Origin of the sequence: Mixta calida (genome assembly GCF_002953215.1) — a bacterium.
In the GTDB taxonomy this organism is placed as follows: domain Bacteria; phylum Pseudomonadota; class Gammaproteobacteria; order Enterobacterales; family Enterobacteriaceae; genus Mixta; species Mixta calida.
In genome coordinates this window covers 511135-536681 of sequence record NZ_CP026378.1, presented here as the reverse complement: position 1 = coordinate 536681, position 25547 = coordinate 511135, and the positions used below count along the sequence as shown (strand labels likewise).

General features: G+C 57.6%; 23 protein-coding genes. 13 read left to right on the top strand and 10 right to left on the bottom strand.

Features of this window, described 5'->3' with window-relative positions; genetic code table 11:
- Window positions 1–8: 8 nt before the first annotated feature.
- The gene (aaeA, locus tag C2E16_RS02510; RefSeq protein WP_038628837.1) at window positions 9–941 is read right to left on the bottom strand and encodes a p-hydroxybenzoic acid efflux pump subunit AaeA; all 933 of its coding nucleotides are present in this window, start codon (window positions 939–941) and stop codon (window positions 9–11) included.
- 8 nt (window positions 942–949) lie between these two features.
- Complete coding sequence (gene aaeX / locus C2E16_RS02505; protein ID WP_038628839.1) at window positions 950–1153, bottom strand: p-hydroxybenzoic acid efflux pump operon protein AaeX; 204 nt, start codon at window positions 1151–1153, stop codon at window positions 950–952.
- 271 nt (window positions 1154–1424) lie between these two features.
- Between aaeX and aaeR the strand changes: the two genes are divergently transcribed.
- On the top strand, window positions 1425–2348 hold the full coding sequence (aaeR, locus tag C2E16_RS02500) for an HTH-type transcriptional activator AaeR (RefSeq protein WP_084970258.1): 924 nt from the start codon (window positions 1425–1427) through the stop codon (window positions 2346–2348).
- A 38-nt stretch (window positions 2349–2386) separates the two neighbouring features.
- Here the strand turns inward: aaeR and tldD are convergent, their stop codons facing one another.
- The 8 genes from tldD to csrD form a co-directional block, all read right to left on the bottom strand.
- Complete coding sequence (gene tldD / locus C2E16_RS02495) at window positions 2387–3832, bottom strand: metalloprotease TldD (protein ID WP_038628841.1); 1446 nt, start codon at window positions 3830–3832, stop codon at window positions 2387–2389.
- Window positions 3833–3896: 64 nt separating this feature from the next.
- Complete coding sequence (yhdP, locus tag C2E16_RS02490) at window positions 3897–7745, bottom strand: AsmA2 domain-containing protein YhdP (RefSeq protein ID WP_084970259.1); 3849 nt, start codon at window positions 7743–7745, stop codon at window positions 3897–3899.
- Between the two features lie 179 nt (window positions 7746–7924).
- Complete coding sequence (gene rng / locus C2E16_RS02485; RefSeq protein ID WP_038630165.1) at window positions 7925–9394, bottom strand: ribonuclease G; 1470 nt, start codon at window positions 9392–9394, stop codon at window positions 7925–7927.
- Window positions 9394–9981 carry a Maf family protein gene (locus C2E16_RS02480; RefSeq protein ID WP_038628844.1) on the bottom strand — a complete coding sequence of 196 codons (588 nt, stop codon included), beginning with the start codon at window positions 9979–9981 and terminating at the stop codon, window positions 9394–9396. The genes rng and C2E16_RS02480 overlap by 1 nt, the downstream gene beginning before the upstream one ends.
- A gap of 8 nt (window positions 9982–9989) precedes the next feature.
- Window positions 9990–10478 (bottom strand): rod shape-determining protein MreD, encoded by a 489-nt coding sequence (gene mreD / locus C2E16_RS02475; protein WP_084970260.1) that lies wholly within the window; start codon window positions 10476–10478, stop codon window positions 9990–9992.
- Window positions 10475–11515, bottom strand: coding sequence for a rod shape-determining protein MreC (gene mreC / locus C2E16_RS02470; RefSeq protein WP_038628847.1), 1041 nt, complete (start codon window positions 11513–11515; stop codon window positions 10475–10477). The genes mreD and mreC overlap by 4 nt, the downstream gene beginning before the upstream one ends.
- A gap of 69 nt (window positions 11516–11584) precedes the next feature.
- Window positions 11585–12628, bottom strand: coding sequence for a rod shape-determining protein MreB (mreB, locus tag C2E16_RS02465; RefSeq protein WP_003855260.1), 1044 nt, complete (start codon window positions 12626–12628; stop codon window positions 11585–11587).
- Window positions 12629–12932: 304 nt separating this feature from the next.
- A complete protein-coding gene (gene csrD, locus C2E16_RS02455; protein ID WP_038628849.1) occupies window positions 12933–14882 on the bottom strand; it encodes an RNase E specificity factor CsrD in 1950 nt (649 codons plus the stop codon).
- A 215-nt stretch (window positions 14883–15097) separates the two neighbouring features.
- Between csrD and acuI the strand changes: the two genes are divergently transcribed.
- The 12 genes from acuI to fis all read left to right on the top strand — a co-directional run bounded on the left by acuI (window position 15098) and on the right by fis (window position 25512).
- Complete coding sequence (gene acuI / locus C2E16_RS02450; RefSeq protein WP_084970261.1) at window positions 15098–16081, top strand: acrylyl-CoA reductase (NADPH); 984 nt, start codon at window positions 15098–15100, stop codon at window positions 16079–16081.
- 114 nt (window positions 16082–16195) lie between these two features.
- Entirely contained in the window at window positions 16196–17200 is a 1005-nt protein-coding gene (gene msrP / locus C2E16_RS02445) for a protein-methionine-sulfoxide reductase catalytic subunit MsrP (protein ID WP_038628852.1), read from the top strand.
- On the top strand, window positions 17201–17806 hold the full coding sequence (gene msrQ, locus C2E16_RS02440; RefSeq protein WP_038628854.1) for a protein-methionine-sulfoxide reductase heme-binding subunit MsrQ: 606 nt from the start codon (window positions 17201–17203) through the stop codon (window positions 17804–17806).
- Window positions 17807–18043: 237 nt separating this feature from the next.
- Window positions 18044–18499 carry a type II 3-dehydroquinate dehydratase gene (gene aroQ, locus C2E16_RS02435; protein ID WP_038628856.1) on the top strand — a complete coding sequence of 152 codons (456 nt, stop codon included), beginning with the start codon at window positions 18044–18046 and terminating at the stop codon, window positions 18497–18499.
- Window positions 18500–18516: 17 nt separating this feature from the next.
- Complete coding sequence (gene accB, locus C2E16_RS02430; RefSeq protein WP_084970262.1) at window positions 18517–18984, top strand: acetyl-CoA carboxylase biotin carboxyl carrier protein; 468 nt, start codon at window positions 18517–18519, stop codon at window positions 18982–18984.
- Window positions 18985–18995: 11 nt separating this feature from the next.
- Entirely contained in the window at window positions 18996–20345 is a 1350-nt protein-coding gene (accC, locus tag C2E16_RS02425; RefSeq protein ID WP_038628859.1) for an acetyl-CoA carboxylase biotin carboxylase subunit, read from the top strand.
- A gap of 78 nt (window positions 20346–20423) precedes the next feature.
- Window positions 20424–20666 carry a YhdT family protein gene (locus C2E16_RS02420; RefSeq protein ID WP_038628861.1) on the top strand — a complete coding sequence of 81 codons (243 nt, stop codon included), beginning with the start codon at window positions 20424–20426 and terminating at the stop codon, window positions 20664–20666.
- Entirely contained in the window at window positions 20656–22110 is a 1455-nt protein-coding gene (panF, locus tag C2E16_RS02415; protein ID WP_038628863.1) for a sodium/pantothenate symporter, read from the top strand. The genes C2E16_RS02420 and panF overlap by 11 nt, the downstream gene beginning before the upstream one ends.
- An 11-nt stretch (window positions 22111–22121) precedes the next feature.
- On the top strand, window positions 22122–23003 hold the full coding sequence (gene prmA, locus C2E16_RS02410; RefSeq protein ID WP_038628865.1) for a 50S ribosomal protein L11 methyltransferase: 882 nt from the start codon (window positions 22122–22124) through the stop codon (window positions 23001–23003).
- Window positions 23004–23185: 182 nt separating this feature from the next.
- Window positions 23186–23920, top strand: a complete 735-nt coding sequence (locus C2E16_RS02405) for a carbonic anhydrase (protein WP_084970263.1) — start codon at window positions 23186–23188, stop codon at window positions 23918–23920.
- 305 nt (window positions 23921–24225) lie between these two features.
- Complete coding sequence (dusB, locus tag C2E16_RS02400; protein ID WP_038630166.1) at window positions 24226–25191, top strand: tRNA dihydrouridine synthase DusB; 966 nt, start codon at window positions 24226–24228, stop codon at window positions 25189–25191.
- Window positions 25192–25215: 24 nt separating this feature from the next.
- On the top strand, window positions 25216–25512 hold the full coding sequence (gene fis, locus C2E16_RS02395) for a DNA-binding transcriptional regulator Fis (RefSeq protein ID WP_000462905.1): 297 nt from the start codon (window positions 25216–25218) through the stop codon (window positions 25510–25512).
- Window positions 25513–25547: the final 35 nt, after the last annotated feature.

The following is a 25547-nucleotide window of genomic DNA, read 5'->3' as shown; positions in this document are numbered from 1 at the left end:
GCCCTCGCTTAACCGAACTCACGCAGGCGGTGCAGCAGCCGGGAAAGCGGCGACTGCGGCCCCTGTTCACGGTCTTTCTCGCCGGTGACCACCACCGTCGCGGTGGTGCCGGCCGGATAGAGATTGCCCTGTTGACGATCGAGGCGGATCTTAACCGGCACGCGCTGCGCCAGACGCACCCACTCCAGGTTGGAGTCGATGGTCGCCATCCCTTTGCTGTCGACGCTACTGCTGCTGTTGGTCACCCCGGCGGCGATGGAGTCCACCGTGCCGCGCAGCACGCGCTCGCTGCCCAGCGGCGTGATTTCAGCGCGATAGCCCGGACGGATGCCTTCCAGCTTGGTCTCTTCCATATAGGCCATGATGTAGTAAGAGTCCGCCTTCACCAGCGCGACCGACGTAGTGCCGCGGTTGATAAACTCGCCGGTAAAGACATTAAGGTTGGTGACCCAGCCGTTAGACGGCGCGCGGATCACGGTGCGATCCAGATCCAGCTTCGCCAGATCGCGCGAGGCCTGCGCTTTCGCCAGCTGATGTTCGGCGGTTTGCAGATCGTTGTTCGACTGCTCAATTGCTTCGCGCGACATGGCGATCACGCCCAGCTTATTACGCCGCGCCGCTTCACGCCGTTTTTCATCCACCAGCGACTGGTAATACTGGACATCGGCTTCCGCCTCGGCCAGCGTTTTCTCGAAGCGCGGCTGGTCGATGGTGAACAGCACGTCGCCCTTCTTCACATACTGGTTGTCGCGCACCCGCACGTCGGTAATCAGACCGGTCACGTCCGGCGCGATCGCCACCACGTCGGCGGTAAATTTCGCATCACGCGTCCAGGGCGACTCGGTGTAAAAAGCCCAGGCGCGGAACACGACGACTACGGCTATCGCAACCAGAATCAGGGTAATAGCATAGCGCGCAATTTTTCTTATTAGAGCTTTCACTTAAAACCTCAGACGAACAGACGGGATACCAGATAAAACAGGCAGCAGTAGAGAGCGGTGTTAAACAGCGCCGGATGCCAGACAAAATCATAAATGCCGACCGGCAGCAGCATGCGACGCACCAGCCAGAACAGCAAAAGCGAAACGATGATTTCAAAAAATATGGGCGGGAAAGAGAGCCCAAATATGACAATAACCGGTAACACACTCATCTTTTATCCTTGTTGATACGTAACCGGGCCTTTCCGTTATGCCAACACGAAGCTAGCCTGTTGCTACAGGAAGTTTCGCGTTATGGGTTGATGATGGTTGGTCCACAGGTACACTGTCAGACGAATATCAGAACCTAAAGCATAGCGTGTACTACATACTTTGACACAGAAGGTGAGTAACCAGACGGCAACCCGGCGTCATATAGTAACGCGCCTGACTATACGTTATCTACATAATGTGATCTAAATCACTTTTAAGCCAGAGTGAATAATGGAACGTCTGAAAGGAATGTCAGTTTTCGCCAAAGTGGTTGAATTAGGTTCATTTACCGCCGCTGCGCGCCAGTTACAAATGAGCGTCTCTTCCATCAGTCAAATTGTGGCAAAACTGGAAGATGAGCTGCAGGTGAAATTACTGAATCGCAGCACGCGCAGTATCGGTCTTACCGAAGCGGGACGTATCTACTATCAGGGCTGTCGCCGCATGCTGAATGAAGCGCAGCAGGTGCATGAACAGCTCTACGCGTTTAACAATTCGCCCATCGGCACGCTACGTATCGGCAGCTCCTCCACCATGGCGCAAAACGTATTGGCAACCATGACGGCTGAAATGCTACAGGAATACCCCGGCCTGACGGTCAACCTGGTGACCGGCATTCCGGCGCCCGATCTGATCGCCGATGGTCTCGACGTGGTGATCCGCGTCGGCGCGTTACAGGATTCCAGCCTTTTCTCACGACGGCTCGGCTCGATGCCGATGGTGGTCTGTGCGGCGAAACATTATCTGGAGCAGCACGGCACGCCGGAGAAGCCCGCCGATATCGCGAATTTCTCCTGGCTGGAATATAGCGTGCGCCCGGACAGCGATTTTGAGCTGATTGCGCCAGAGGGCATCAGCACCCACCTTTCACCGCAGGGCCGTTTCGTCACGAATGATTCGCAAACGCTGATCCGCTGGCTAAAAGCGGGCTGCGGCATCGCTTACGTGCCATTGATGTGGGTGATTGAGGAGATTAAGGCGGGCGAGGTGGAGATTCTTTTCAGCCGCTATCAGTCCGATCCGCGTCCGGTCTATGCGCTTTATACCCAGAAAGATAAGCTGCCGTTAAAGGTGCAGGTGTGTATCGACTATCTTAGCGCCTGGTTTAAGAAGGTGGCGCAGATTTATCAGGAGCACCGCGAGAGCGGTGCGTAGTCCCCCTGACGTCAAAGCCGCCAGGGGCAATAGCATGATCAGGCGGTGCCGCCGACGGTCAGGCGATCCAGCTTCAGCGTTGGCTGGCCGACGCCGACCGGCAGACTTTGTCCTTCTTTACCGCAGACGCCGACGCCTTTATCCAGCGCCAGATCGTTGCCGACCATTGAGATCTGCTGCATTGCTTCAATACCGGAACCAATCAGCGTGGCGCCTTTTACCGGACGGGTTACCTTGCCCTTCTCAATCAGATAGGCTTCTGAGGTTGAGAAGACAAATTTGCCGGAGGTGATATCCACCTGACCGCCGCCGAAGTTTGGCGCATAGAGGCCATATTCGACGCTTTCGATAATTTCCTGCGGCGTGGACTGTCCGGCCAGCATATAGGTATTGGTCATGCGCGGCATCGGCAGATGCGCGTAGGATTCACGTCTTCCGTTGCCGGTCGGCGCGACGCCCATCAGACGCGCGTTAAGCTTATCCTGCATATAGCCTTTCAACACGCCGTTTTCGATCAGCACGTTGTACTGTCCCGGCACGCCTTCATCATCGATCGCCAGCGAACCGCGCAGGCCGCTGATGGTGCCGTCATCCACGACCGTACAAAGTTCGGAAGCGACCTGCTTGCCCATCTGACCGCTGAACATCGAGGTGCCGCGACGGTTGAAGTCGCCTTCCAGACCGTGGCCCACCGCTTCATGCAACAACACACCCGGCCAGCCTGCGCCCAGCACCACCGGGATAGAGCCTGCCGGCGCCGCCACGGCGGAAAGGTTTACCAGCGCCATGCGCACCGCTTCGCGCGCCCAGCGCTCCGCGCGCACTTCGCCCGCTTCATCCGCCAGGAAGAAATCGTAGCCGGTGCGCCCGCCGCCGCCGCTGGAGCCGCGCTCGCGCTTGCCGTCTTCTTCGACTAATACGCTGACCGACAACCGCACCAGCGGACGCACGTCCGCCGCCAGCGTGCCATCGGTAGCCGCCACCAGCACCAGCTCATAGACGCCGGTCAGGCTGGCGCTCACTTCCTGCACGCGTTTGTCCGCCGCGCGCGCTGCGCTGTCCACCCGGTGCAGCAGGGCGATTTTCTCTTCGCGCGCCAGGCTTTGCAGCGGATCGTTCATTGGGTAAAGCGCGCGATGGTTGACCGCCGCCAGCGCCTGCGCCCGCCCATCGCCCTGTTCACGCACGATGCTACGCGCCGCCTGTGCGCTTAGCTGCAACGCAGTCAGCGTGATTTGATCGGCATAGGCGAAGCCGGTTTTTTCGCCGCTGACGGCGCGCACGCCGACGCCCTGGTCGATATTCCAGGAGCCATCTTTAATAATGCGGTCTTCCAGCACCCAGGATTCATGATAGCTGGACTGGAAGTAGAGATCGGCATAATCCAGACGACGTTCTGAAAGCTGCCCAAGCAGGGTGAACAGATCCTGCTGATTGATGTTGTTCGCAGTTAGCAATTGCTCACTTACCAGATTCAGACTCATCGTTTCTCACTCGTTGTGTGACATTATTGCTATAGCCTGCGGTAATTCCCCTGCGGCGTCAAATTCACTTCTCGCTCTTTTCACGCGGCTTACGCAATACCTCATTAATTTCCGGCTTATCTATCGGGCCGCTGATGTGATAGCGCAACAGGGAAATTTTATTCCACAGCGGGCCGAGCACTTTACTGGCGGCGAATACCGCCGCGCCAACCACCGGGTTAATCGCAAAAGCGGTCGCCACGCCGACCGATGCGGAGATTTCCGGCGCCACCACCGCCTCCATATCGATCTGCCGCTGCACCAGGTCAAGCTGGCCCTGCATGGCGATATCCGCCTCCAGCCCATCCACCAGCAGATTATCGGTCTGCATGACGCCATCTTTGATCCACGCCGTGCCGTTAATAGAGTCGAACCAGAACCCTTCGCTAAAAGTGTCGCTGAAATCGAAACGCAGTTTGCGCAGCAGCGCATCGAAGCTGACCAGCCGCAGCAGCTGTCCGGCCCGGCCACTGCTGACGTCAGCGATCTGTCCCTTGCCGAAGTGGGTTTTCAGCACGCCGCTCAATGAAGTTTCCGAAGGCTGCCACGGCGCGGCGCGCCAGTGCAGGTCGTAATCCAGCATAAAAGAGGCGTCGCGCAGCGGGGTGTTGACGCCAAACCAGTTGGTGGCGTTGTTAATATTCTTGCCGCTCAGTTTCCCTTTCAGCGAGGTGCGCTGGTCGTCAGGCCGGTTTACCCACTCGCCGTTGACCTCCAGGCGCGAACTGCCGGTATCCACCACGCCATTAGTAAGCGCTAACGTATCCCCGCGCGGCGTCAGGTTCGCCTGCATGCGGCCAAACTTCTGACCACGCAGCCAACAGTCGTCGCAGATCAGTTGTAGCGCGGGCCAGCTGGCGAAATTGATGTCGCCGCTCTGCTGCGGTAATGGAGATGAGGCTCCGCCATCGCTTTTTGGCCATACCGGGTTGTAATAGAGCCAGGCGAGATGCGCGCGCCACGGTCCGCTGGCAGGCATATCGAGCCTACCGCTGATTTCGCGCCCTTTCGCCTCGGCCTGCATACCGCCCGCCATCTGCTGACGCAGCGTAACCGCAGTATCGTGCCACTGCTGGCCCGCCAGCTGAAGCGCGGGCGTACTGAGCGTAATTTCCCCCGGCAGCGCGTTTTTGCTCAGGCCTTCCGCCGGCACGCTTTCTTTGCCCGGCTTTTTCTTCGCCTCGTTCTGTGACGAGCCCTCTTTCGCCATCAACAGCTTCAGCCAGCTGTCGCCGTCAAGCGGCGGCAGGTTCAGCATCATGCCGCGCGTTTCAGGCAGCGTCGGCGTGGCGCGCGCATCATTCAGCCAGATGCCGCGATCGAGACGCAACGCTTTGCCCAGCAGCCAACGGCTGTTAAAGCGGTGATGATTCGCCACAGCGCCTTCCAGATCGAAATGGCGCAGATCGCCCGTCACGCTTGCTTTCAGCGGCATTGCGCTGCCGCGCATCTTATCGAGCGGCGCAGGTAAGTGACTGCTTACATCTTTTAGATCGCCGGAGAGGTTGATTTTGTAATTCGCACCGCCGCCGTGTGGCAACGTGATCGCCACGTCACCCTGCCAGGGAAGTTTGCCGCTCAGCTGCTGGCTGACGCCAGCCGGCAAAGGAGAGAGTCGGTTAACCTGCCAGTCGGCCGCCAGGTTAACGCCAATCTGATACGACTGCGGCTGCTCCTCCGTATGAAAATCGACGTTGATCGGCTGACCGAACCAGTTAGCCTCCAGGGTATCGCTGCGCAGGTTGCCGTTGTCGTAGGTAAAGCTGCCGTTTAAGCCGGTAAGCCGGGTATTCAGCGGCGCAACGAACAGTGAGTTATCTTTAAGCTGCACGTCGCCGCGCGCATGAACCAACTGGCCGTCCAGCGGAATATCCAGCTTCAGGTGGCCGCCGGTCTGACCGCCCAGCTGCAGTTCATCCAGCGCTGCGCCCAGCGACGAGCGCAGCGGCGTCTGATTGAAATAGTCGCGGATATCGGCCGCCTCGCCGCGCAGATCGCCGTTAATCAACAGCTTCTCTTTCAGATAGTCTGGTATCACCGCGCTGACGTTGTTCGCCTGCACCTTGCCCAACATCGCTTGCTGCGCCTTCATCCACAGGCTGTCGTTAACAAAATCGAGATCGATATCAAGCTTATCAATTGACGGCCAGCCAGGCTGGAAGGCGTAGCTGGCGTTGCGCAGCGGCACCCAGACTTCAAACATGCCGTCGTTATGGCGGAAAGGGAAAAGTTTCGGGTTGCCCGCGAACAGCAACGTGGCATTGGAAACCTGCCCGCCTTTGATAGCGCCGCTGAGATAGTTGGTTAAGCCAGTGCCCATCAGCGGCTCAGGGAAATAGCGCCAGGCGTCGCCCGCGTTAGTGACGTTAATCCCGGCCAGAATATCGAGCCGCGGCGCCTGGCCCGTTGCCTGACGGTAGCTGAAATCGCCTCTGGCCCAAAGCGATCGGGCCTGTATATCAAGATCTCGTCCCTGCAGCGCCAGCGCGTTTTTGCTGTGCTGCCAGCTCAGCGTACCGCTCGCCTGCGCAATCTCCAGCGGCGCGCGGAACATGGTGCCGTAAGGCATCACCGCATCGTTAACGCGAATATCAAGGCGGCCGTCGGCCAGGCTGCCATTCAGCGCGCCCGTCACGTGCTGCGCGCCGGGCAGCAGCTGCCAATGCTGCCAGCTCATATCACGCCAGCGCGCCTGAAAACGGGTTTGATCCGGCTGACGCAGCGGGACATCTAGCGCCAGCGCATCAATTTCACCCTGCGGATGCAGGGTACGCCAGTTCTCCAGCATCTGCGGCGAAAGGCGGGAAAAAAGCGGGATTAACGGTTCGAGCCGCTGTAAATTCAGCCCGGTAGCGCGAACGCGCAGCTCCTCTTCGCTCTCCGGTCCGGGCGCGTCGCCCTGAGCTGGCTGCCACGCGAGAGCGAAATGCCCTTTCGGCCAGGGTTCGCCGTCGGTGCGCAGGTTGTTTTGCGGTACGGTAACGGTCCAGCCACTGCGCCAGCGCGCCAGATGCAGCCCAAGGTTATCCACCTCCAGGCGGTGCGGACGCTTATCGCCCTGCCAGTGCGCGCCGCCCTGTTTAAGCCAGACATCGCCGTCGTAAATTTCACCCTCTTTCAGGCTCAGCCAGGCCGCCAGGCTGAACCGGGCGCGCTGCAGCGTGGTATTGTCACGCAACCACTGTCCCAGCCAGGGTTTAACGTCCACATCGTCCGCCTGCAGCCAGATGCGACCATTGTTCAGCAGGCCATTCTCATCGCGCAGATCGAGCCGCACCTGCACCACACCGTGCTGCCCGGTAAAGCTGGAAAGACTGACCTCCCCCTCCGCGCGGTGACGCGCTTTTTCATTCAGCCAGCTCAGGCGCGGGATCGCCAGCTCGGCTCGCTGTCCCGAAAGCGTCTGGAAACGGATGCGGCTGTCGCGCAAGTCGAAATGGTCGAACTGGCGCAGGAAGAGATCGTTAATCTGACCCGCTTTAAGGTTGTGATTGGCGGCGTCGTTACTGATCAGCGGAGAGCGGCTGTCGAGATCGAGTTGCCAGAAGGTTAATTCACGGAACTGCCAGCGGGCATGCAGCAGGGACTGCCAGACATCCAGCGCCAGCGTAACGCGGCCGATATTGAGCGAGCCGCCGTCAGGCAGCGCCACCGTCAACTGGCGCGCGTCCAGCGTCGGGCCGAAGTTTTCCCAGCGTCCCTGGAGCGAGGCGGCATCGACTTTTAAACCGGTCGCCGAGGAGACGGCGTCAAGCAGCGTGTCGCGGTGGCGATCGATATGCGGCATGACCAGCCGCAAACCACTGACCAGTAGCGCAACGATGACGATCACCGCTGCGCCTGTAAGTAACAGGATCCTGGGCAGTTGCCTCACACACCTCTCCTTGTCTTGCGCAAACTGAACGGATGAATAAGCTGGCTCACATTCCCGAATGTGCCTTTGCAGCAACAGCAGGAGAAGCAAATCAGATGCAGTTTACCTGAAACAGGCGCGCATTTTTAGCGCTTGACCGGAGAGAAACCGCAAATGCGGGCCAAAATCTTAACCCGATTTTACATCATCACGACGTCGAACTGCTCCTGGGTATAGAGCGGCTCGATCTGCACTTTCACCTGCTTGCCGACAAACAGCTCCACCTCGGCCAACGCATGCGATTCTTCACTTTTCAGCGCTTCGCCAACGGTCGGAGAGACGTAGACCAGAAAACGATCGGAGTCGTAGGCGTGATGCACGCGCACTATCTCGCGCATAATTTCATAGCAGACGGTTTCAACGGTTTTCAGCGTGCCGCGCCCTTTACAGACCGGGCAGTCCTGACACAGCACATGCTCGATGCTTTCGCGGGTGCGCTTGCGCGTCATCTCCACCAGTCCCAGCGCGGAGAAACCGTTGATGCTGGTTTTCACCCGATCTTTGCTCAGCGCACTCTCCAGCGAATGCAGCACCCGACGGCGATGCTCCTCATTATTCATATCGATAAAGTCGATAATGATAATGCCGCCCAGATTGCGCAGACGCAGCTGCCGGGCGATCGCCTGCGTCGCTTCAATATTGGTATTGAAGATGGTTTCGTCCAGGTTGCGATGGCCGACAAAGGCGCCGGTATTGATATCGATGGTGGTCATCGCTTCGGTCTGGTCGATAATCAGGTAGCCGCCCGACTTTAGCTCAACCTTGCGATCGAGCGAGCGCTGAATTTCGTTCTCTACGTCGTAGAGATCGAAGATTGGCTGCTTGCCGCTGTAGTGCTCCAGCTTAGCGGTCATTTCCGGCATATATTCGGAAGTGAATTCCAGCAGCAATTCATAGGTCAGGCGCGAATCGACGCGGATGCGATCGAGCGCGGCGCCGGCGAAATCGCGCAGTACGCGCTGTGCCAGCGCCAGTTCGCCATAAAGACGGCAGCGGGTCTTGTTGCGCTTTTTGCGCTCCATCACCTTGGTCCACAGGCGCTTCAGAAACGCCGCGTCCTGGGCCAGCTCCTCTTCACCGATCCCTTCTGCGGCAGTGCGGATAATGAATCCGCCCTGCTCGTCGCAATAAGCGGAGACCACTGCCTTCAGGCGATCGCGCTCCGCTTCGCTTTCAATGCGCTGCGAAACGCCAACGTGCGAGGCGCCCGGCATAAAGACCAGGTAGCGCGAAGGCAGCGTAATATCGGTAGTCAGACGCGCGCCCTTGGTACCCAGAGGATCTTTTACCACCTGCACCATCAGATCCTGCCCCTGGCGCACCAGTTCGGCGATATCCCTGACGCTGAAGTTCTTCTGTTCTTCGCCCGCCACGCATTCGGTATGCGGCATAATATCGGAGGCGTGCAGGAAGGCGGCTTTATCCAGGCCAATATCGACAAAGGCAGCCTGCATGCCCGGCAGAACGCGACTGACGCGGCCTTTATAGATGTTGCCGACGATGCCGCGCTTCGCTTCGCGTTCGATATGGATTTCTTGCAGGATACCGCCGTCAATATAAGCTACGCGCGTTTCCGATGGCGTAACGTTAACCAGTAGCTCAGCCGTCATCATGTCCTCTCACCCACCTCACGCAATGACTGGAAATGACTGAACAACTCGCTGGTTTCCACCAGCGGCAGGCCAACCACTGCGTGATAGCTTCCGTTAATTTTCCTGACAAAATTGCCGCCAAGCCCCTGAATGCCGTAAGCGCCAGCCTTATCCATCGGTTCGCCGCTGGCGATGTAATCGCTGATATCCTGCGGCGTCAGCAGACGAAAGGTGACGTCGGTCAGCACCAGACAATCCAGCTCGCGCTGACGATCGGCAAGCGCCACCGCGGTCATGACCTGATGGGTTTTGCCCGACAGGCGCGTCAGCATTTCCGCCGCGTGCGCCGCATCGCGCGGTTTTTCCAGCACTTCGCCGTTCAGCACCACGATGGTATCCGCGCCCAGCACCGGCAGATCCTGCGGCGCGACCGCCACGCCCGCCAGCGCCTTTTCCCGCGCCAGACGACGCACATAATGCTGCGCGCTCTCTTCTTCGCGGCGCAACTCTTCAACGTCGGTAATGACACGCTCAAAATGCAGGCCAAGCTGCGTCAGCAGTTCGCGACGGCGCGGCGAACCGGAGGCAAGATAAAGGGATAACATAGTTGTCCTTATTGAACAGCGAATTGTCGACGAATCTTTCTCATCAATAAGAATAGCCAGGGCCACAAAATACCGTCTATAACGCTGCTCCAGAAAATCTCCGGGCGGAACGAGATATTAATTACTAAAAATTCGGCCCAGAACACAATCACATTCATCGCCAGCGAGAGCACCATTACCATCAGGGCCTGCTGCCATAATGCCAGATTGCGGAACAGCTGGAATTTGAACGCCACCAGATAAGCGATGATGCTGAGCGCCAGCGCGCGCACCCCCAGCGTCGAGCCAGAGATGAGGTCCATAATGGCGCCCATCACGAAGCCGGTGCCGACGCTTACCCGATGCGGCAGCGCCAGCAGCCAGTAAATCAGAATCAACAGCAGCCAGGAGGGCCGGAACATATAGAGATCGTCCGGCCATGGCATGATTTGCAGCACCAGCGCGACCAGGAAGGAGAGCCAGATAACCCAGCGGCCATGACTGCGATAGCGGCTCAAGGCTGGCCTCCCTGTGCGGCGGGACGGTCGCCGGCAGGCGGGTTGCTGCCCGTCGGTCGACTGACCGCAGGCGCTGCGGGCGATGCCGCTCCCGCTTCAGACGGCGCAGGCGGCCCCATTTCGCCCGCTGGCGGCAACACTTGCGGCATCATTTGCATCAGACGTTCGTTGGCTACCCGATGCACTTCATCCGGCGCCATCGGCAGATCGCCGTTGCGATCCGCGCCCCACAGCAGCAGCAGATAGCGCAGACGCTGCAGGCCTGCCGTCGGACGCGCCTGAATCACCGTATAGGCGCGCTGCGTGTCCACTTTCACCGACGAGACCACGCCGACCGGGTAGCCTTCCGGGAAACGACCGCCCAGGCCGGAAGTCACCAGCACGTCGCCGACGCGAATATCGGTATTGCCCGGCAGATGCTCCAGCTGCAAATCTTCGGTACAGCCGTTGCCGGCGGCGATGACGCGAATATCGTTACGCAGCACCTGGATCGGCAGCGCATGGGACGCATCGCAAATCAGCAGCACGCGGCTGGTCATTTGACCCACTGCAATGACCTGCCCGACGACACCTTTATCACTGATCACCGGCTGACCTTCGTAAACGCCGTTGAGGCTGCCCTTATCGATGACCACCTGATCGGTATAAGGATCGGTGCCGGTAGAGATAACCTGCGTCACCATCTTCTGCTCATCCTGACGCAGCGGCGACCCTAAGAGCTCGCGCAGGCGCGCGTTTTCCTGCCGGTATTGTCCCAGCATCAGCAGCTCGCTATTTTTCAGAAAGAGTTCGCGCTGCAGCGCTTTATTTTCCTGTTCCAGCTGCTGGCGAGAGGCCAGCGTTTCAGCAACGCTGTCCAGAATTTGTCGTGGCCCGTTGGCCAGGAAATAGAATGGACTAACCGCCGTGTCCATATAGTTACGGATTTGGGTAAACGAACCCACGCGGCTGTCGGCGACGATGATGCCGATTGCCACGATAACCGCCAGAAAAAGGCGGAGCTGCAGGGAGGGTCCCCTGCTGAAAATTGGCTTCATAAACTCTGCGTATTCCCCGACATCATGAAAAGGGAGCGCGGCCTGCATCTGGCGCTCCCTTCTGGCAGATTATTCTTCGCTGAACAAATCGCCGCCGTGCATGTCGATCATTTCCAACGCTTTGCCGCCGCCGCGCGCGACGCAGGTTAGCGGATCTTCAGCCACTACTACCGGAATGCCGGTCTCTTCCATCAACAGACGGTCAAGGTTGCGCAGCAGCGCGCCGCCGCCGGTCAGCACCATTCCGCGTTCTGAAATATCAGAGGCCAGTTCTGGCGGACACTGCTCCAGCGCCACCATCACCGCGCTGACGATGCCGGTCAGCGGCTCCTGCAGGGCTTCCAGAATCTCATTGGAGTTGAGCGTAAAGCCGCGCGGCACGCCTTCAGCCAGGTTACGTCCGCGCACCTCGATCTCGCGCACCTCGTCGCCCGGATAGGCGGAGCCGATCTCATGCTTGATGCGTTCGGCGGTCGCTTCGCCGATCAGCGAGCCGTAGTTACGGCGTACATAATTGATAATCGCTTCATCGAAACGATCGCCGCCGATGCGGACAGATGAAGAATAGACCACGCCGTTCAGAGAGATGACCGCCACTTCGGTGGTGCCGCCGCCGATATCCACAACCATAGAGCCGGTCGCTTCAGACACCGGCAGGCCTGCGCCAATTGCCGCGGCCATCGGTTCTTCGATCAGGAACACTTCGCGCGCGCCTGCGCCCTGAGCGGATTCGCGGATTGCGCGGCGCTCAACCTGGGTGGCGCCGACGGGTACGCATACCAGCACGCGCGGGCTGGGACGCATAAAGCTGTTGCTGTGCACCTGCTTAATAAAGTGCTGCAGCATTTTTTCGGTAACGAAGAAATCGGCGATAACGCCGTCTTTCATTGGGCGAATAGCGGCAATATTGCCCGGCGTACGACCAAGCATCTGTTTTGCGTCATGACCGACTGCCGCTACGCTCTTTGGGGAGCCGGCACGATCCTGACGGATGGCAACGACGGAGGGCTCATTCAGCACGATGCCCTGGCCTTTGACGTAAATCAGGGTATTCGCAGTACCCAGGTCAATGGACAAGTCGTTGGAAAACATGCCACGAAATTTTTTAAACATACTAAAGGATAATCCTGCAAGCTGGGGGCGGAAAATAAAATCCGCTTACTTTACCAACCACGCGAAGCCGCCACAAGGCGCAAAAACGTTCTACTTCGGTGAAAAATCACGCTATCTCGCGCTTGTTACCAGATCGCCGAAGCGAGGCAACAATATTCAGCTGTAAAACCAGCTAAATGCCCACGAAATCGGGCTGGTAAGCGGACATAACAGTTATAAAATCTAACATTTAATTTCCACGGCGCCTGCGCGCCGCAAACAGCCGCCGGCTGCAAAACCGCGCGCTATTATGTCAAATCATCGGTTAAACCCGAACTCTTTGAGAATATTTTTTCACATTGCCGTTCACCAGCTGCGAAGTTGAAAAAAAATCCCCCTGGCCGCCCGCCACGCCCAGCGCTGAAAGCGTTTGCCATTCGTCGCGCGTTCTGACGCCCGCGGCGAATACCTGCGTCGGCGTCATGCGGCACACTTCCAGCAGGCTTTTCACAAACAGCTGGTTTTCCGTACGGCGATCGATGTTGCGCACCAGGCTCGGATGGAGCTTGATCAGCTCCACGCCCGCCAGGGTGATATAGGCGGTGCTGACCACCGTCAGACCCGCCTGATTGACCGCCAGGCGACAGCCGAAGCCTTTCAATAAACGCAGCGCCGGCTGTAATCGATTGAAGTGTTGACACACTTCCGCCTCTGCAAGTTCAAATAAAAAACGCTGTCGCTGCGATTTTGTACACTGCAACAGCATATCACGCAGGGTGCGCTGGAAGCCGGGCTGCAATAGAGAGTCAATCGTAATAGGCACCGCCAGCGTCTCCTGCGGCCAGCAGGCGGAGAGCGTCAGGATACGCTGCATCAGCTGGCGGTCATACGCCTCCGCCAGCCCCATCTGCTGCACCAGCGGCATAAACTCCGCGGCCAGCAGCTCTTTTTCGCCATCGTAAATGCGCGGCAGCATTTCGCGGTGATGCACGCGTCCGTCGCGCAGAACGGCGGGCTTCTGATAAAGCCTTGGACCGCCGCGCTTCAGGGTATGCTCCAGCAGCGTGCGCCATTTTACGCTGCCGCGTCCGCCGTCGCTGTCCGTTCCTTCACCGGTGACCCAGGTGTTGCCGCCCTGCAATGAGGCGTGGCGCGTCGCCTGTTCTACGCTCTCCATGACCTGCTGCGTGGTCTGCCCGCTGCGCCAGGCGCTGATGCCGATATGCATCATATTTTGCCGATCGATCATCGCCGTCGGCGGCAGCGCGTCCACCGCTTTGATCAGCTGGGCGGCAATGCCGTCAGCCTCTTTTAACGTGCGATGGGGCAGCAACACCATAAAGTCGCTGCGGAAGTAGCGCGCCAGCAGTGCGCCAGGATAGCGCATCACAAAGGTAGAGAGCATGTTCACCAGCGCAAACAGATACTCTTTCACCGGCGCGTGCCCCCACTTCTCGCTCAGGCTGTCAAAATCGGGCAGGCGGATCATCATCACCACGCCATGCGTGCCGACGTTTTCCTGATCTTCCAGCAGCGTCGCCAGCTGATTATCGAAAAAGAGCCGATTATTGAGGCCGGTCGTGGCGTCCTGCGCGGTAAAGGCGCGGATTAAGGTGTCGATGCGGGTGCGCTGCTCGCGCGCTTCATGGAGATCGTCCAGCAGCAGATCGAGCGCGGTCGACGCTTTCGGCGGCCATTCATTGACGTTGCCGCGTCCGATGCCGCGGCGCTCGCCCTCAATAATCCTTTCGGCGCGCATTTCCAGGCTTTCCATCCCTTTTAACTGTCGCCACAGCCAGCGATGCGTGGGCAGCAGCAGCAGCATCATGATCGTCGCCACCAGCAACACCACGACCAGCGTAGAGGAACCAATATAGGAACGAAACCAGGTATTGGCCGGGTCGAGCAGCTCCACGCGCATCGTCCAGCCCTGCTGATGCAGCATCGCCAAATCGTAACGGCGGAAGCGATTGGGCTCGTCCTCGATGAGCGGATATTGATGGCGAGAAAGATTGAGAATCACATCCTGCTGGTTGCGGATCTGCAGCTGTTCGATATCCATTAGCGGCATGATACGTTGTAGCCACGGCTTCAGCTCGGCGACGCTTTTCGTCAACAGCGCCTGATCGACCTCCGTCATCAGCGACTGCACCTGTCTTTCCACGCGCTCGCTGCGCAGCCAGAAAAAACTTAGCGCGCAGCCGACGAGCATTAATACCATTGCCAGAGTGATAAGCAGCGTGACAAACGCTGACAGTTTTGTGGTTAATCGCATCCCTGTGCCTTTTTCACTGCGGTTATGACCACGCCATTGACGTTCAGAAGCGGGTGCCAGATTGTTAGTGATCTAAAACTTTTCATGCCGGCAACGTTAAATAACCGCAAACGTCCGCGGTTTATTTGCGGCTGGTCAGCCTCTGTGACCCTCCGGCGAGTATAGTTGCCAGAGACCCGGTCGTTACCAACGAAAATCAAATTCAGGAGAATCTCATGCAGGCTTTACTGATAGAACAAACTGACGGCGTATACCAGACGGTATTACGCGACATTTCACCAGAGCAGCTGCCGGCAGGTAACGTGACCGTGGATGTTAACTGGTCAGGCATTAACTATAAAGACGCACTTGCGATTACGGGCAAAGGCAAAATCATTCGCCAGTTCCCGATGGTGCCCGGCATCGATTTTGCCGGTACGGTGCGCCACAGCGAAGATCCGCGTTTTCATGTCGGGCAGCAGGTGGTGCTGACCGGCTTCGGCGTGGGAGAAACGCACTGGGGCGGGCTGGCGGAACAGGCGCGCGTTAACGGCGACTGGCTGGTGCCGCTGCCGGAAGGATTAAGCGACCGCCAGGCAATGATTTTGGGCACCGCCGGCTTCACTGCGATGCTGTGCGTCATGGCGCTGGAAGAAGGCGGCGTGACGCCCGATAAAGGCGACGTGCTGGTGACCGGCGCCAGCGGCGGCGTCGGCAGCACCGCCGTCGCCCTGCTGAACGCGCTGGGTTATCAGGTGACGGCAGTCAGCGGACGGGAAAGCAACGGCGATTATCTGCGTCAGTTGGGCGCCGCTAACGTGCTGCCGCGCAGCGAGTTCAGCAGCGACAGTCGTCCGTTGGAAAAACAGCGCTGGGCAGGGGCCATCGATACCGTCGGCGACAAAGTGCTGGCCAGCGTACTGGCGCAGATGCACTACTCCGGCGTTGTCGCCGCCTGCGGTCTGGCGGGCGGCTTTGCGCTGCCAACCTCGGTGATGCCGTTTATTCTGCGCAACGTGCGTCTGCAGGGCGTCGATTCGGTGCAAACGCCGACGCCGCGCCGTCTTGAAGCCTGGAAACGACTGGTGAAAACCGTTCCCGCCAGCTTTTATCAGCAGGCGACGGTGGAAGTGGCGCTGAGCGACGCCGCAGACGCCGCTCGCCGTCTGCTAAATAATGAAGTCACCGGACGTACGCTGGTGAAAGTGACTCAGGGATAAGCGCCAGGAAATTTCACATTTTAATGTGAAAAATCGTCCCGGTCCGACTTTTTGCTGCATGCTTACTTATCTGCTCCCTGCCGCGCCGCAGGGAGATTGCACAGGAGTCGCGTTATGAAGCCGGTCACTAAGCTCACTGAAGCTGATATCACACCCGAAACGATTTTCCATCAGCAGCGCCGACAGATTTTGAAGGCGCTCGGTTTAAGCGCCGCGGCGCTTACCGTCCCTGGCGCCGCACGCGCCGATGTACTTTCCTGGTTCAAGGGCAACGATCGACCACCTGCGCCAGCGGGCCGTCCGCTCGATTTCAGCAAACCGGAAGCCTGGCAATCCTCCCTGCCGCTCACGCCGGAAGATAAAGTCAGCGGTTATAACAACTTCTATGAGTTCGGGCTCGATAAAGCCGATCCGGCCGCCAACGCTGGCAGCCTGAAAACGGATGACTGGAAGATCCGCATCGACGGCGAGGTCGCCAGGCCGCTTACGCTCGATATGGATGATATTTTCAAGCGCTTTCCGCAGCAGCAGCGTATCTACCGCATGCGCTGCGTGGAAGCCTGGTCGATGGTGATCCCCTGGGTCGGCTTTGAGCTGGGCCAGTTGCTGAAAGCCGCCGAGCCCACCAGCAATGCGCGTTTTGTCGCTTTCCAGACGGTATATGCCCCTGATCAGATGCCTGGCCAGAAGGATCGTTTTATTGGCGGCGGGCTGGATTATCCCTATGTCGAAGGGCTGCGTCTGGATGAGGCGATGCATCCGTTGACCCTGCTTTCTACCGGCGTTTATGGCAAAGCGCTGCCGCCGCAAAACGGCGCGCCTGTCCGTCTGACGGTACCGTGGAAATATGGCTTTAAGGGCATCAAATCGATCGTGCACATTAAGCTGACGCGCGATCGTCCGCCGACCACCTGGAATCAGCTGGCGCCGGATGAGTATGGCTTTTTCGCCAATGTGAATCCGCATGTGGATCATCCGCGCTGGTCGCAGGCGACCGAACGCTTTATCGGCGCCGGCGGCATTCTGAATGTCGATCGCCAGCCGACATTGCTGTTCAACGGCTATGGCGACCAGGTGGCGTCGCTCTATCGCGGGCTCGATTTGCGGGAGAATTTCTGAGTGCGTCTGACGTTAAAACAGATAACCGGCCTGAAAGTCCTGCTGCATCTGGCGGGACTGTTGCCCTTATTGTGGCTGATTTTCGCCGTGCTGCAGGGTACCGGCTTTAGCGCCGACCCGGCGAAAGATATTCAGCACTTTACCGGCCGCATGGCGCTGAAGTTCCTGCTCGCCACCCTGCTGGTTTCGCCGCTGGCGCGCTATGGACGCCAGCCGCTGCTGATTCGGGTGCGCCGCCTGTTGGGGCTGTGGTGTTTCGCCTGGGCGACGCTGCATCTGCTGAGCTATTCGCTGTTGGAGCTGGGCCTTAACAATCTGCGACTGCTGGGATCGGAACTGATTTCACGTCCTTATCTGACGCTGGGGATTATCAGCTGGCTGACGTTGCTGGCGCTGGCGCTCACTTCTTTCCAGAAGGCGCAGCGAAAACTGGGACGCCGCTGGCAAACTCTGCACAATATGATTTATCTGGTGGCGATCCTCGCGCCGGTTCACTATATCTGGTCGGTAAAAGTTCTTTCTCCGCAGCCGCTGATCTATGCGCTTTTGGCGCTTATCCTGCTCGCCTGGCGCTATAAAAAGTTTTGGCGCTGGTTTGTAAAATAGCGGCGCGATCTGTGCCGCATCCCACATATCCATACTGTTTAACTAAATCTTTCATTAACCGTGGTTGATAAACTTCGCAGATAAGACCAGTATTTAGCTGCGAAAAGCAACGAAATCATTATAATGCCCAGCTTCGGTTGCAGTGACGGGCTATTTTTCGCCTCCAGAAAGGTGACAAATAGCTTCTCACGAGGTATTTTACGCGATGCCTCAATTATTGCAGGAGATAGCAGCAAAATGGCGCACGATTTTCATATTCTGCTCTTGAACGGTCCGAACCTCAATTTACTGGGGACGCGCGAACCGGAAAAATATGGGCGCAGCACGCTGACCGGGATCGTTGACGATCTGACATCGCAGGCCAGCGCGTTGAATGTGAAACTCAGCCATTTGCAGTCGAATGCAGAACACGTTCTGATTGAGCGTATTCATGAGGCGAGAGGCAATGTCGATTATATCGTCATTAACCCGGCGGCCTTTACGCATACCAGCGTAGCGCTGCGCGATGCATTGCTGGCGGTAGATATCCCTTTTATCGAGGTGCATATCACCAACGTACATGCCCGCGAGCCCTTTCGCCACCATTCCTGGCTTTCTGATATTGCTGCCGGCGTAATCTGTGGACTTGGCGTCGACGGTTACACCTGGGCTTTACAAACGGCAGTAAAACGCCTGTCAAATCAAATTAAATAGAGTACGGACCCACACTCATGGATATTCGTAAGATTAAAAAACTGATCGAACTGGTTGAAGAATCCGGTATCGCCGAACTTGAAATCTCTGAAGGCGAGGAATCCGTTCGCATCAGCCGCGCACCTGCAGCTCCCGCTTATCCGATGATGCAACAGGCTTACGCCGCGCCAGCTCCGCAGCCTGCTCTGGCTACCGCTGTAGCGCCTGCCGCTGCGCCAGCGATCGAAGCGCCTGTCGCTGCGGAACTGAGCGGCCACATCGTGCGCTCTCCGATGGTCGGCACCTTCTATCGTACGCCGAGCCCGGATGCGAAAGCGTTTGTCGAAGTCGGTCAGAAAGTGAATATCGGCGATACCCTGTGCATCGTTGAAGCCATGAAGATGATGAACCAGATCGAAGCAGACAAGGCGGGCGTGGTTAAAGCTATCCTGGTCGAAAGCGGTCAACCTGTTGAGTTTGACGAGCCGCTGGTCGTCATCGAATAACGAGGCGCACCATGCTGGATAAAATTGTTATTGCTAACCGCGGTGAGATCGCTCTGCGCATTTTGCGTGCCTGTAAAGAACTGGGCATCAAAACCGTTGCGGTACACTCTACGGCGGATCGCGATCTGAAACATGTGCTGCTGGCGGACGAGACCGTATGTATCGGTCCGGCGCCCTCAGTTAAAAGCTACCTGAACATTCCGGCGCTGATCTCCGCAGCGGAAATCACCGGCGCGGTGGCGATTCACCCAGGCTACGGCTTCCTGTCTGAAAACGCCGACTTTGCCGAGCAGGTAGAGCGTTCCGGCTTTATTTTCATCGGTCCGCGTGCCGAAACGATTCGCCTGATGGGCGACAAAGTTTCTGCAATCAACGCGATGAAAAAAGCGGGCGTGCCTTGCGTGCCGGGTTCTGACGGTCCGCTGGGCGACGATATGGATAAGAACCGCGCCATCGCCAAGCGCATCGGCTATCCGGTAATTATCAAAGCCTCCGGCGGCGGCGGCGGGCGCGGTATGCGCGTCGTTCGCAGCGATAAAGAGCTGGAAAACTCCATTAACATGACCCGTGCGGAAGCGAAAGCCGCTTTCAACAACGACATGGTCTACATGGAGAAGTACCTTGAAAACCCGCGCCACATCGAGATTCAGGTGTTGGCGGACGGTCAGGGCAACGCCATCTATCTGGCGGAACGCGACTGCTCTATGCAGCGTCGTCACCAGAAAGTGGTTGAAGAAGCGCCGGCGCCGGGCATTACCATGGAAATGCGTCGCTATATCGGCGAACGCTGTACCCAGGCGTGCGTGGAGATCGGTTACCGCGGCGCAGGCACCTTCGAGTTCCTGTATGAAAACGGCGAGTTCTACTTTATCGAGATGAACACCCGTATTCAGGTTGAGCATCCGGTTACCGAGATGATCACCGGCGTGGATTTGATCAAAGAGCAGCTGCGCATCGCAGCAGGCCAGCCGCTTTCTATCAAGCAGGAAGAGGTGGTGGTGAAAGGCCACGCGGTGGAATGCCGTATCAATGCGGAAGATCCGAACACTTTTCTGCCGAGTCCGGGCAAAATTACCCGTTTCCATGCGCCAGGCGGTTTTGGCGTGCGTTGGGAATCGCATATTTATGCCGGTTACAGCGTGCCGCCCTACTACGACTCCATGATCGGCAAGCTGATTACCTACGGTGAAAACCGTGACGTGGCGATTGCCCGCATGAAAAACGCACTGGCTGAGCTGATCATCGACGGCATCAAAACCAACGTTGAGCTGCAGATGAAGATCATGTCAGACGAAAACTTCCAGCACGGTGGAACCAACATCCACTACCTGGAGAAAAAGCTGGGTCTGGCGGAGAAGTAATTCTCCCGTTGCCCTGTCTGAGGCCGGCTTGTCCGGCCTTTTCTCATTCTGGTTTCGCACATAATGAAAGGCTCTCTTATGGATGCGCGCTTTATCCAGGCACACCGCGAGGCCCGCTGGTCCTTCTGGCTGGCGCTGGCGTATCTGGCGGTATGGGCGCTTTGCGCCTGGCTGGGCGGCATGCAGCCCGGCGTTACCGGCCTGCCGCGCTGGTTTGAACTCTCCTGCTTTTTCGCCCCGCTGCTGTTTATCTTTCTCTGCTGGCTGATGATCCGCGTGGTCTTCCGCGATATCCCGCTGGAGGATAATCATGAAAGCTGAAGTCATCCTTCCCCTGCTGGGCTACCTGCTGCTGATCGCCGCTCTCTCCCTCTACGCCATGCGTAAACGGCGCACCGGCAACTTCCTGAACGAATATTTTCTCGGCGGGCGTTCAATGGGCGGTTTCGTGTTGGCGATGACGCTGACCACCACCTATATCAGCGCCAGCTCGTTTATCGGCGGGCCGGGCGCCGCCTATAAGTATGGTCTCGGCTGGGTGCTGCTGGCGATGGTTCAGGTGCCAGCCGTCTGGTTGTCGCTGGGAGTGCTGGGCAAAAAGTTCGCTATTCTCGCGCGTCGTTATCATGCGGTCACGCTCAACGACATGCTCTATGCGCGCTACCGCAGCCCGCTGCTGGTCTGGCTTTCCAGCCTCAGCCTGCTGGTAGCATTCGTCGGCGCGATGACGGTGCAGTTTATCGGCGGCGCCAGACTGCTGGAGACCGCGGCGGGCATTCCTTACAATACCGGCCTGCTGATTTTCGGCGGCACCATTGCGCTTTACACGGCGTTCGGCGGCTTCCGCGCCAGCGTGCTGAATGATGCGATGCAGGGCCTGGTGATGCTGATCGGCACTTTTCTGCTGCTGTTCGCCGTGGTGCACGCCGCGGGCGGCATGCACGCAGCCGTCACCAAACTTCAACAAATCGATCCGCGCCTGGTGACCCCACAGGGCGTCGACAATATTATTACGCCGACCTTCCTTTCCTCGTTCGTGGTGCTGGTCTGCTTTGGCGTGATTGGGCTGCCACACACGGCGGTGCGCTGCATCTCCTATAAAGACAGCAAGGCGGTGCATCGCGGCATCGTCGTCGGCACCATTGTGGTAGCGGTGCTGATGCTGGGCATGCATCTGGCGGGCGCTCTGGGCCGGGCGATCCTGCCCGATCTGACAGTGCCGGATCGCGTGATCCCAACGCTGATGCTCGCGGTGCTGCCGCCTTTTGCCGCCGGGATCTTTCTGGCGGCGCCGATGGCGGCGATCATGTCGACGATCAACGCGCAGCTGTTGCAGTCCTCCGCGACGATCGTTAAAGATCTCTATTTACGCCTTTATCCGCAGCAGCTGAATAACGAGCTGCGCCTGCGCCGTCTGTCCGGCATGATTACGCTGGTGCTCGGTCTACTGCTGCTGCTGGCGGCGTGGAGTCCGCCCGATATGATTATCTGGCTGAACCTGCTGGCGTTCGGCGGGCTGGAAGCAGTGTTCCTGTGGCCGCTGGTATTAGGCCTCTACTGGGAAAAAGCCAACGCGGCGGGCGCCCTGAGCGCGATGATCGTCGGCGCCGCCTCCTATACGCTGCTGGCAGCGCTGCATCTGGAGCCGGGCGGCTTTCATCCGATTGTGCCGGCGCTGCTGTTAAGCCTGTTGGCCTTTGTTATCGGTAATCTGTTTGGTCGTTCGGCGCCTGCGCCGGATGACGCCTCTTCACTGTATGAATAAAGAGAATCGCTATGCCCTGGATACAAATTAAGATCAACACTACCGGCGCGGATGCGGAAGCGCTGGGTGACCTGTTAATGGAACAGGGTGCCGTGTCGGTGACCTTCCAGGATACGCATGACACGCCGGTATTCGAGCCGCTGCCAGGCGAAACGCGTCTGTGGGGCGATACTGACGCTATCGGCCTGTTTGATGCCGAAACGGATATGGCGGAAGTGGTCAGCCTGCTGGAGCAGGATCCGCTGTTAGGTCCAGGCTTCCGCCATAAGATCGAGCAGATCGAAGATAAAGACTGGGAGCGCGAATGGATGGAGAACTTTCATCCTATGCGCTTCGGTCAGCGTTTGTGGATCTGCCCCAGCTGGCGCGACGTGCCCGAACCGGATGCGGTGAATGTGATGCTCGATCCGGGTCTGGCCTTCGGCACCGGCACGCACCCGACCACGGCGCTCTGCCTGAGCTGGCTGGACGGGCTCGATCTGCAAGGTAAAACCGTTATCGATTTCGGCTGCGGCTCCGGCATTCTGGCGATCGCGGCGCTGAAGCTCGGCGCGGCGCAGGCTATCGGTATCGATATCGATCCGCAGGCTATTCAGGCCAGTCGCGATAATGCCGAGCGCAACGGCGTCTCCGATCGTCTGTCGCTTTATCTGCCCCACGAGCAGCCGGCCGATCTCAGCGCCGACGTGGTAGTGGCGAACATTCTCGCCGGACCGCTGCGTGAGCTGGCGCCGTTGATTAGCGTGCTGCCTAAATCCGGCGGCTATCTCGGTCTGTCAGGTATTCTCGCCAGCCAGGCGGAAAGCGTGTGTGAAGCCTATGAAGAACGCTTCACGCTCGATCCGGTAGCGGAAAAAGAGGAATGGTGCCGTATTACCGGCGTCCGCCGCTAAGTCTTCTTCGCGCGCTGTGAAATGCTGTCGCAGCGCGCTATTTTCGTCCCTTCTCGCTTTCGCTTTTTTTGCCACTTTTTCTCCGGCACTATTTTATACTCTCCTGTGCTGGTTGGGCGTTTATCGTCCCGACCGGACGGCGCATGAAGCGCCGATATCAATCCTACAGAAGGAAGATCAGGATGAAAAAAACCTCAACGGCGTTATTGGCGCTGGCGCTAACCTGGATGACGCCCGCGCTGGCGGGAATTCAATGGTCCTATGAAGGCAAAGCATCGCCGGAACACTGGGGCGAACTCAGTGAGCGCTGGCAGACCTGCAATAAAGGTATGTATCAGTCGCCTGTCAATATCCAACATCCCATAAACGGCAACCTGCCGCCGCTTCAGCTCAGCTTTCATCCCCATGCGAAATCCATCGTCAACAATGGCCATACGGTGCAGATTGAAGTGGAGGATGACGATGATTTCCTGCTGGACGATCAGCGCTGGACGCTCAGGCAGTTCCATTTTCACGCTCCCAGCGAAAATCATATCAATGGGCAAAGCTTTCCGCTGGAGATCCATTTTGTGCATGAGAACGCTAACGGTGAGCTGGCCGTGGTTGCCGTGATGGTGGTTGCTGGCGACGATAACCCTGCACTGGACATGATTCTGAGCTCGCTGCCGCCGAAGCAGCATCAAGTGCAGGCGTTGCAGCAGAAATTGCAGTTAACGCATCTTTATCCTGAGGACAGGCACTATTATCGTTTTAGCGGTTCGCTGACCACGCCGCCCTGCAGCGAAGGCGTCATTTGGCTGGTGATGAAGCAGCAGGTAGAGGCCTCACCAGCGCAGTTGACGCAGTTTACCAAGGCGCTCATTCATGCCAATAATCGTCCATTACAGCCGCTTAATGGGCGGCAAATAGTGAACTGAACCGCTGCCTTTTGCCGTCTTTGCTACGCTTTCCGGCATGACCATGCCGCGGAATGTCCGGTTTTATCTGCCGGAAAGCTGCTTTTATATTGCGAAAGCGATCACAAATTAAGAAAAATCTTTGCTCACAATTTCAGCTTATATTTTTAAGCCGTTGTTTTTAATAAGCAAACTTTTAAAGGCTAAACAGTAACCCACTTTTCCATGATTTTTCCACACTGATTGTTCAAAGTTTGGCCTTTCATCTTCAGTAAAAAATGCGTAATATACGCCGCCTTGCGAGTAGATATGGTCACTTCTTTTTCATGCGCATTGGACAACACCAGCTCCGTAATCAATTGATAGCCGCTCCGATGGCCGGTATTACCGACAGGCCTTTCAGAACGCTCTGTTATCAGATGGGAGCCGGGATGACCGTTTCCGAGATGATGTCGTCAAACCCGGAAGTTTGGGCCAGCGATAAGTCTCGTTTGCGTATGGTACACAGTGACGAGCCCGGAATTCGCACCGTGCAGATTGCCGGTTGCGATCCTGATGATATGGCCGAAGCGGCGCGGATTAATGTGGCATCCGGCGCACAGGTTATTGATATCAATATGGGCTGCCCGGCTAAGAAGGTGAATCGTAAGATGGCTGGCTCCGCGCTGCTGCAATATCCTGACGTGGTAAAGAGTATTCTTACCGCCGTGGTAAATGCCGTAGAGGTGCCGGTGACCTTAAAGATCCGTACCGGCTGGGATACAGAAAATCGTAATTGCACTGAAATTGCCCAATTGGCTGAACGTTGTGGTATTCAGGCCCTGACCATTCATGGACGTACTCGCGCCTGTTTGTTCAACGGTAACGCTGAATACGACAGCATTCGGACAGTTAAGCAGAACGTTTCCATTCCGGTTATCGCGAACGGAGACATTACTGACCCGCACAAGGCCAGGGCGGTGCTCGACTATACGGGGGCTGATGCCCTGATGATAGGCCGTGCCGCTCAGGGAAGACCGTGGATCTTCCGGGAAATCCAGCATTATCTGGACACTGGGGAGTTGCTCCCACCCATGCCGTTGGCAGAAGTGAAGCGCTTGCTAATCGGGCATATACGGGAACTGCACGACTTTTACGGTCACGGCAAAGGATACCGTATTGCGCGAAAACACGTCTCCTGGTATCTCCAGGAGCATGCCCCAAACGACCAGTTTCGGCGCACATTCAACGCCATTGAGGATGCCAGCGAACAGCTGGAGGCGTTGGAGGCATACTTCGAAAAACTTGCGTAAACGAAATAAAGAGCTGACAGAACTATGTTCGAACAACGCGTAAATTCTGACGTACTGACCGTTTCTACCGTTAACTCACAGGATCAGGTAACGCAAAAGCCGCTGCGTGATTCGGTAAAACAGGCACTGAAGAACTATTTTGCTCAATTGAATGGTCAGGATGTTAATGATCTGTATGAGCTGGTACTGGCTGAAGTAGAGCAGCCTCTGTTGGACATGGTGATGCAATATACCCGTGGCAACCAGACCCGTGCAGCCCTGATGATGGGCATTAACCGCGGTACGCTGCGTAAGAAACTGAAAAAATACGGCATGAATTAATCTTCACCGCTGTGAAAAAAGGCGCACCTCCCGGA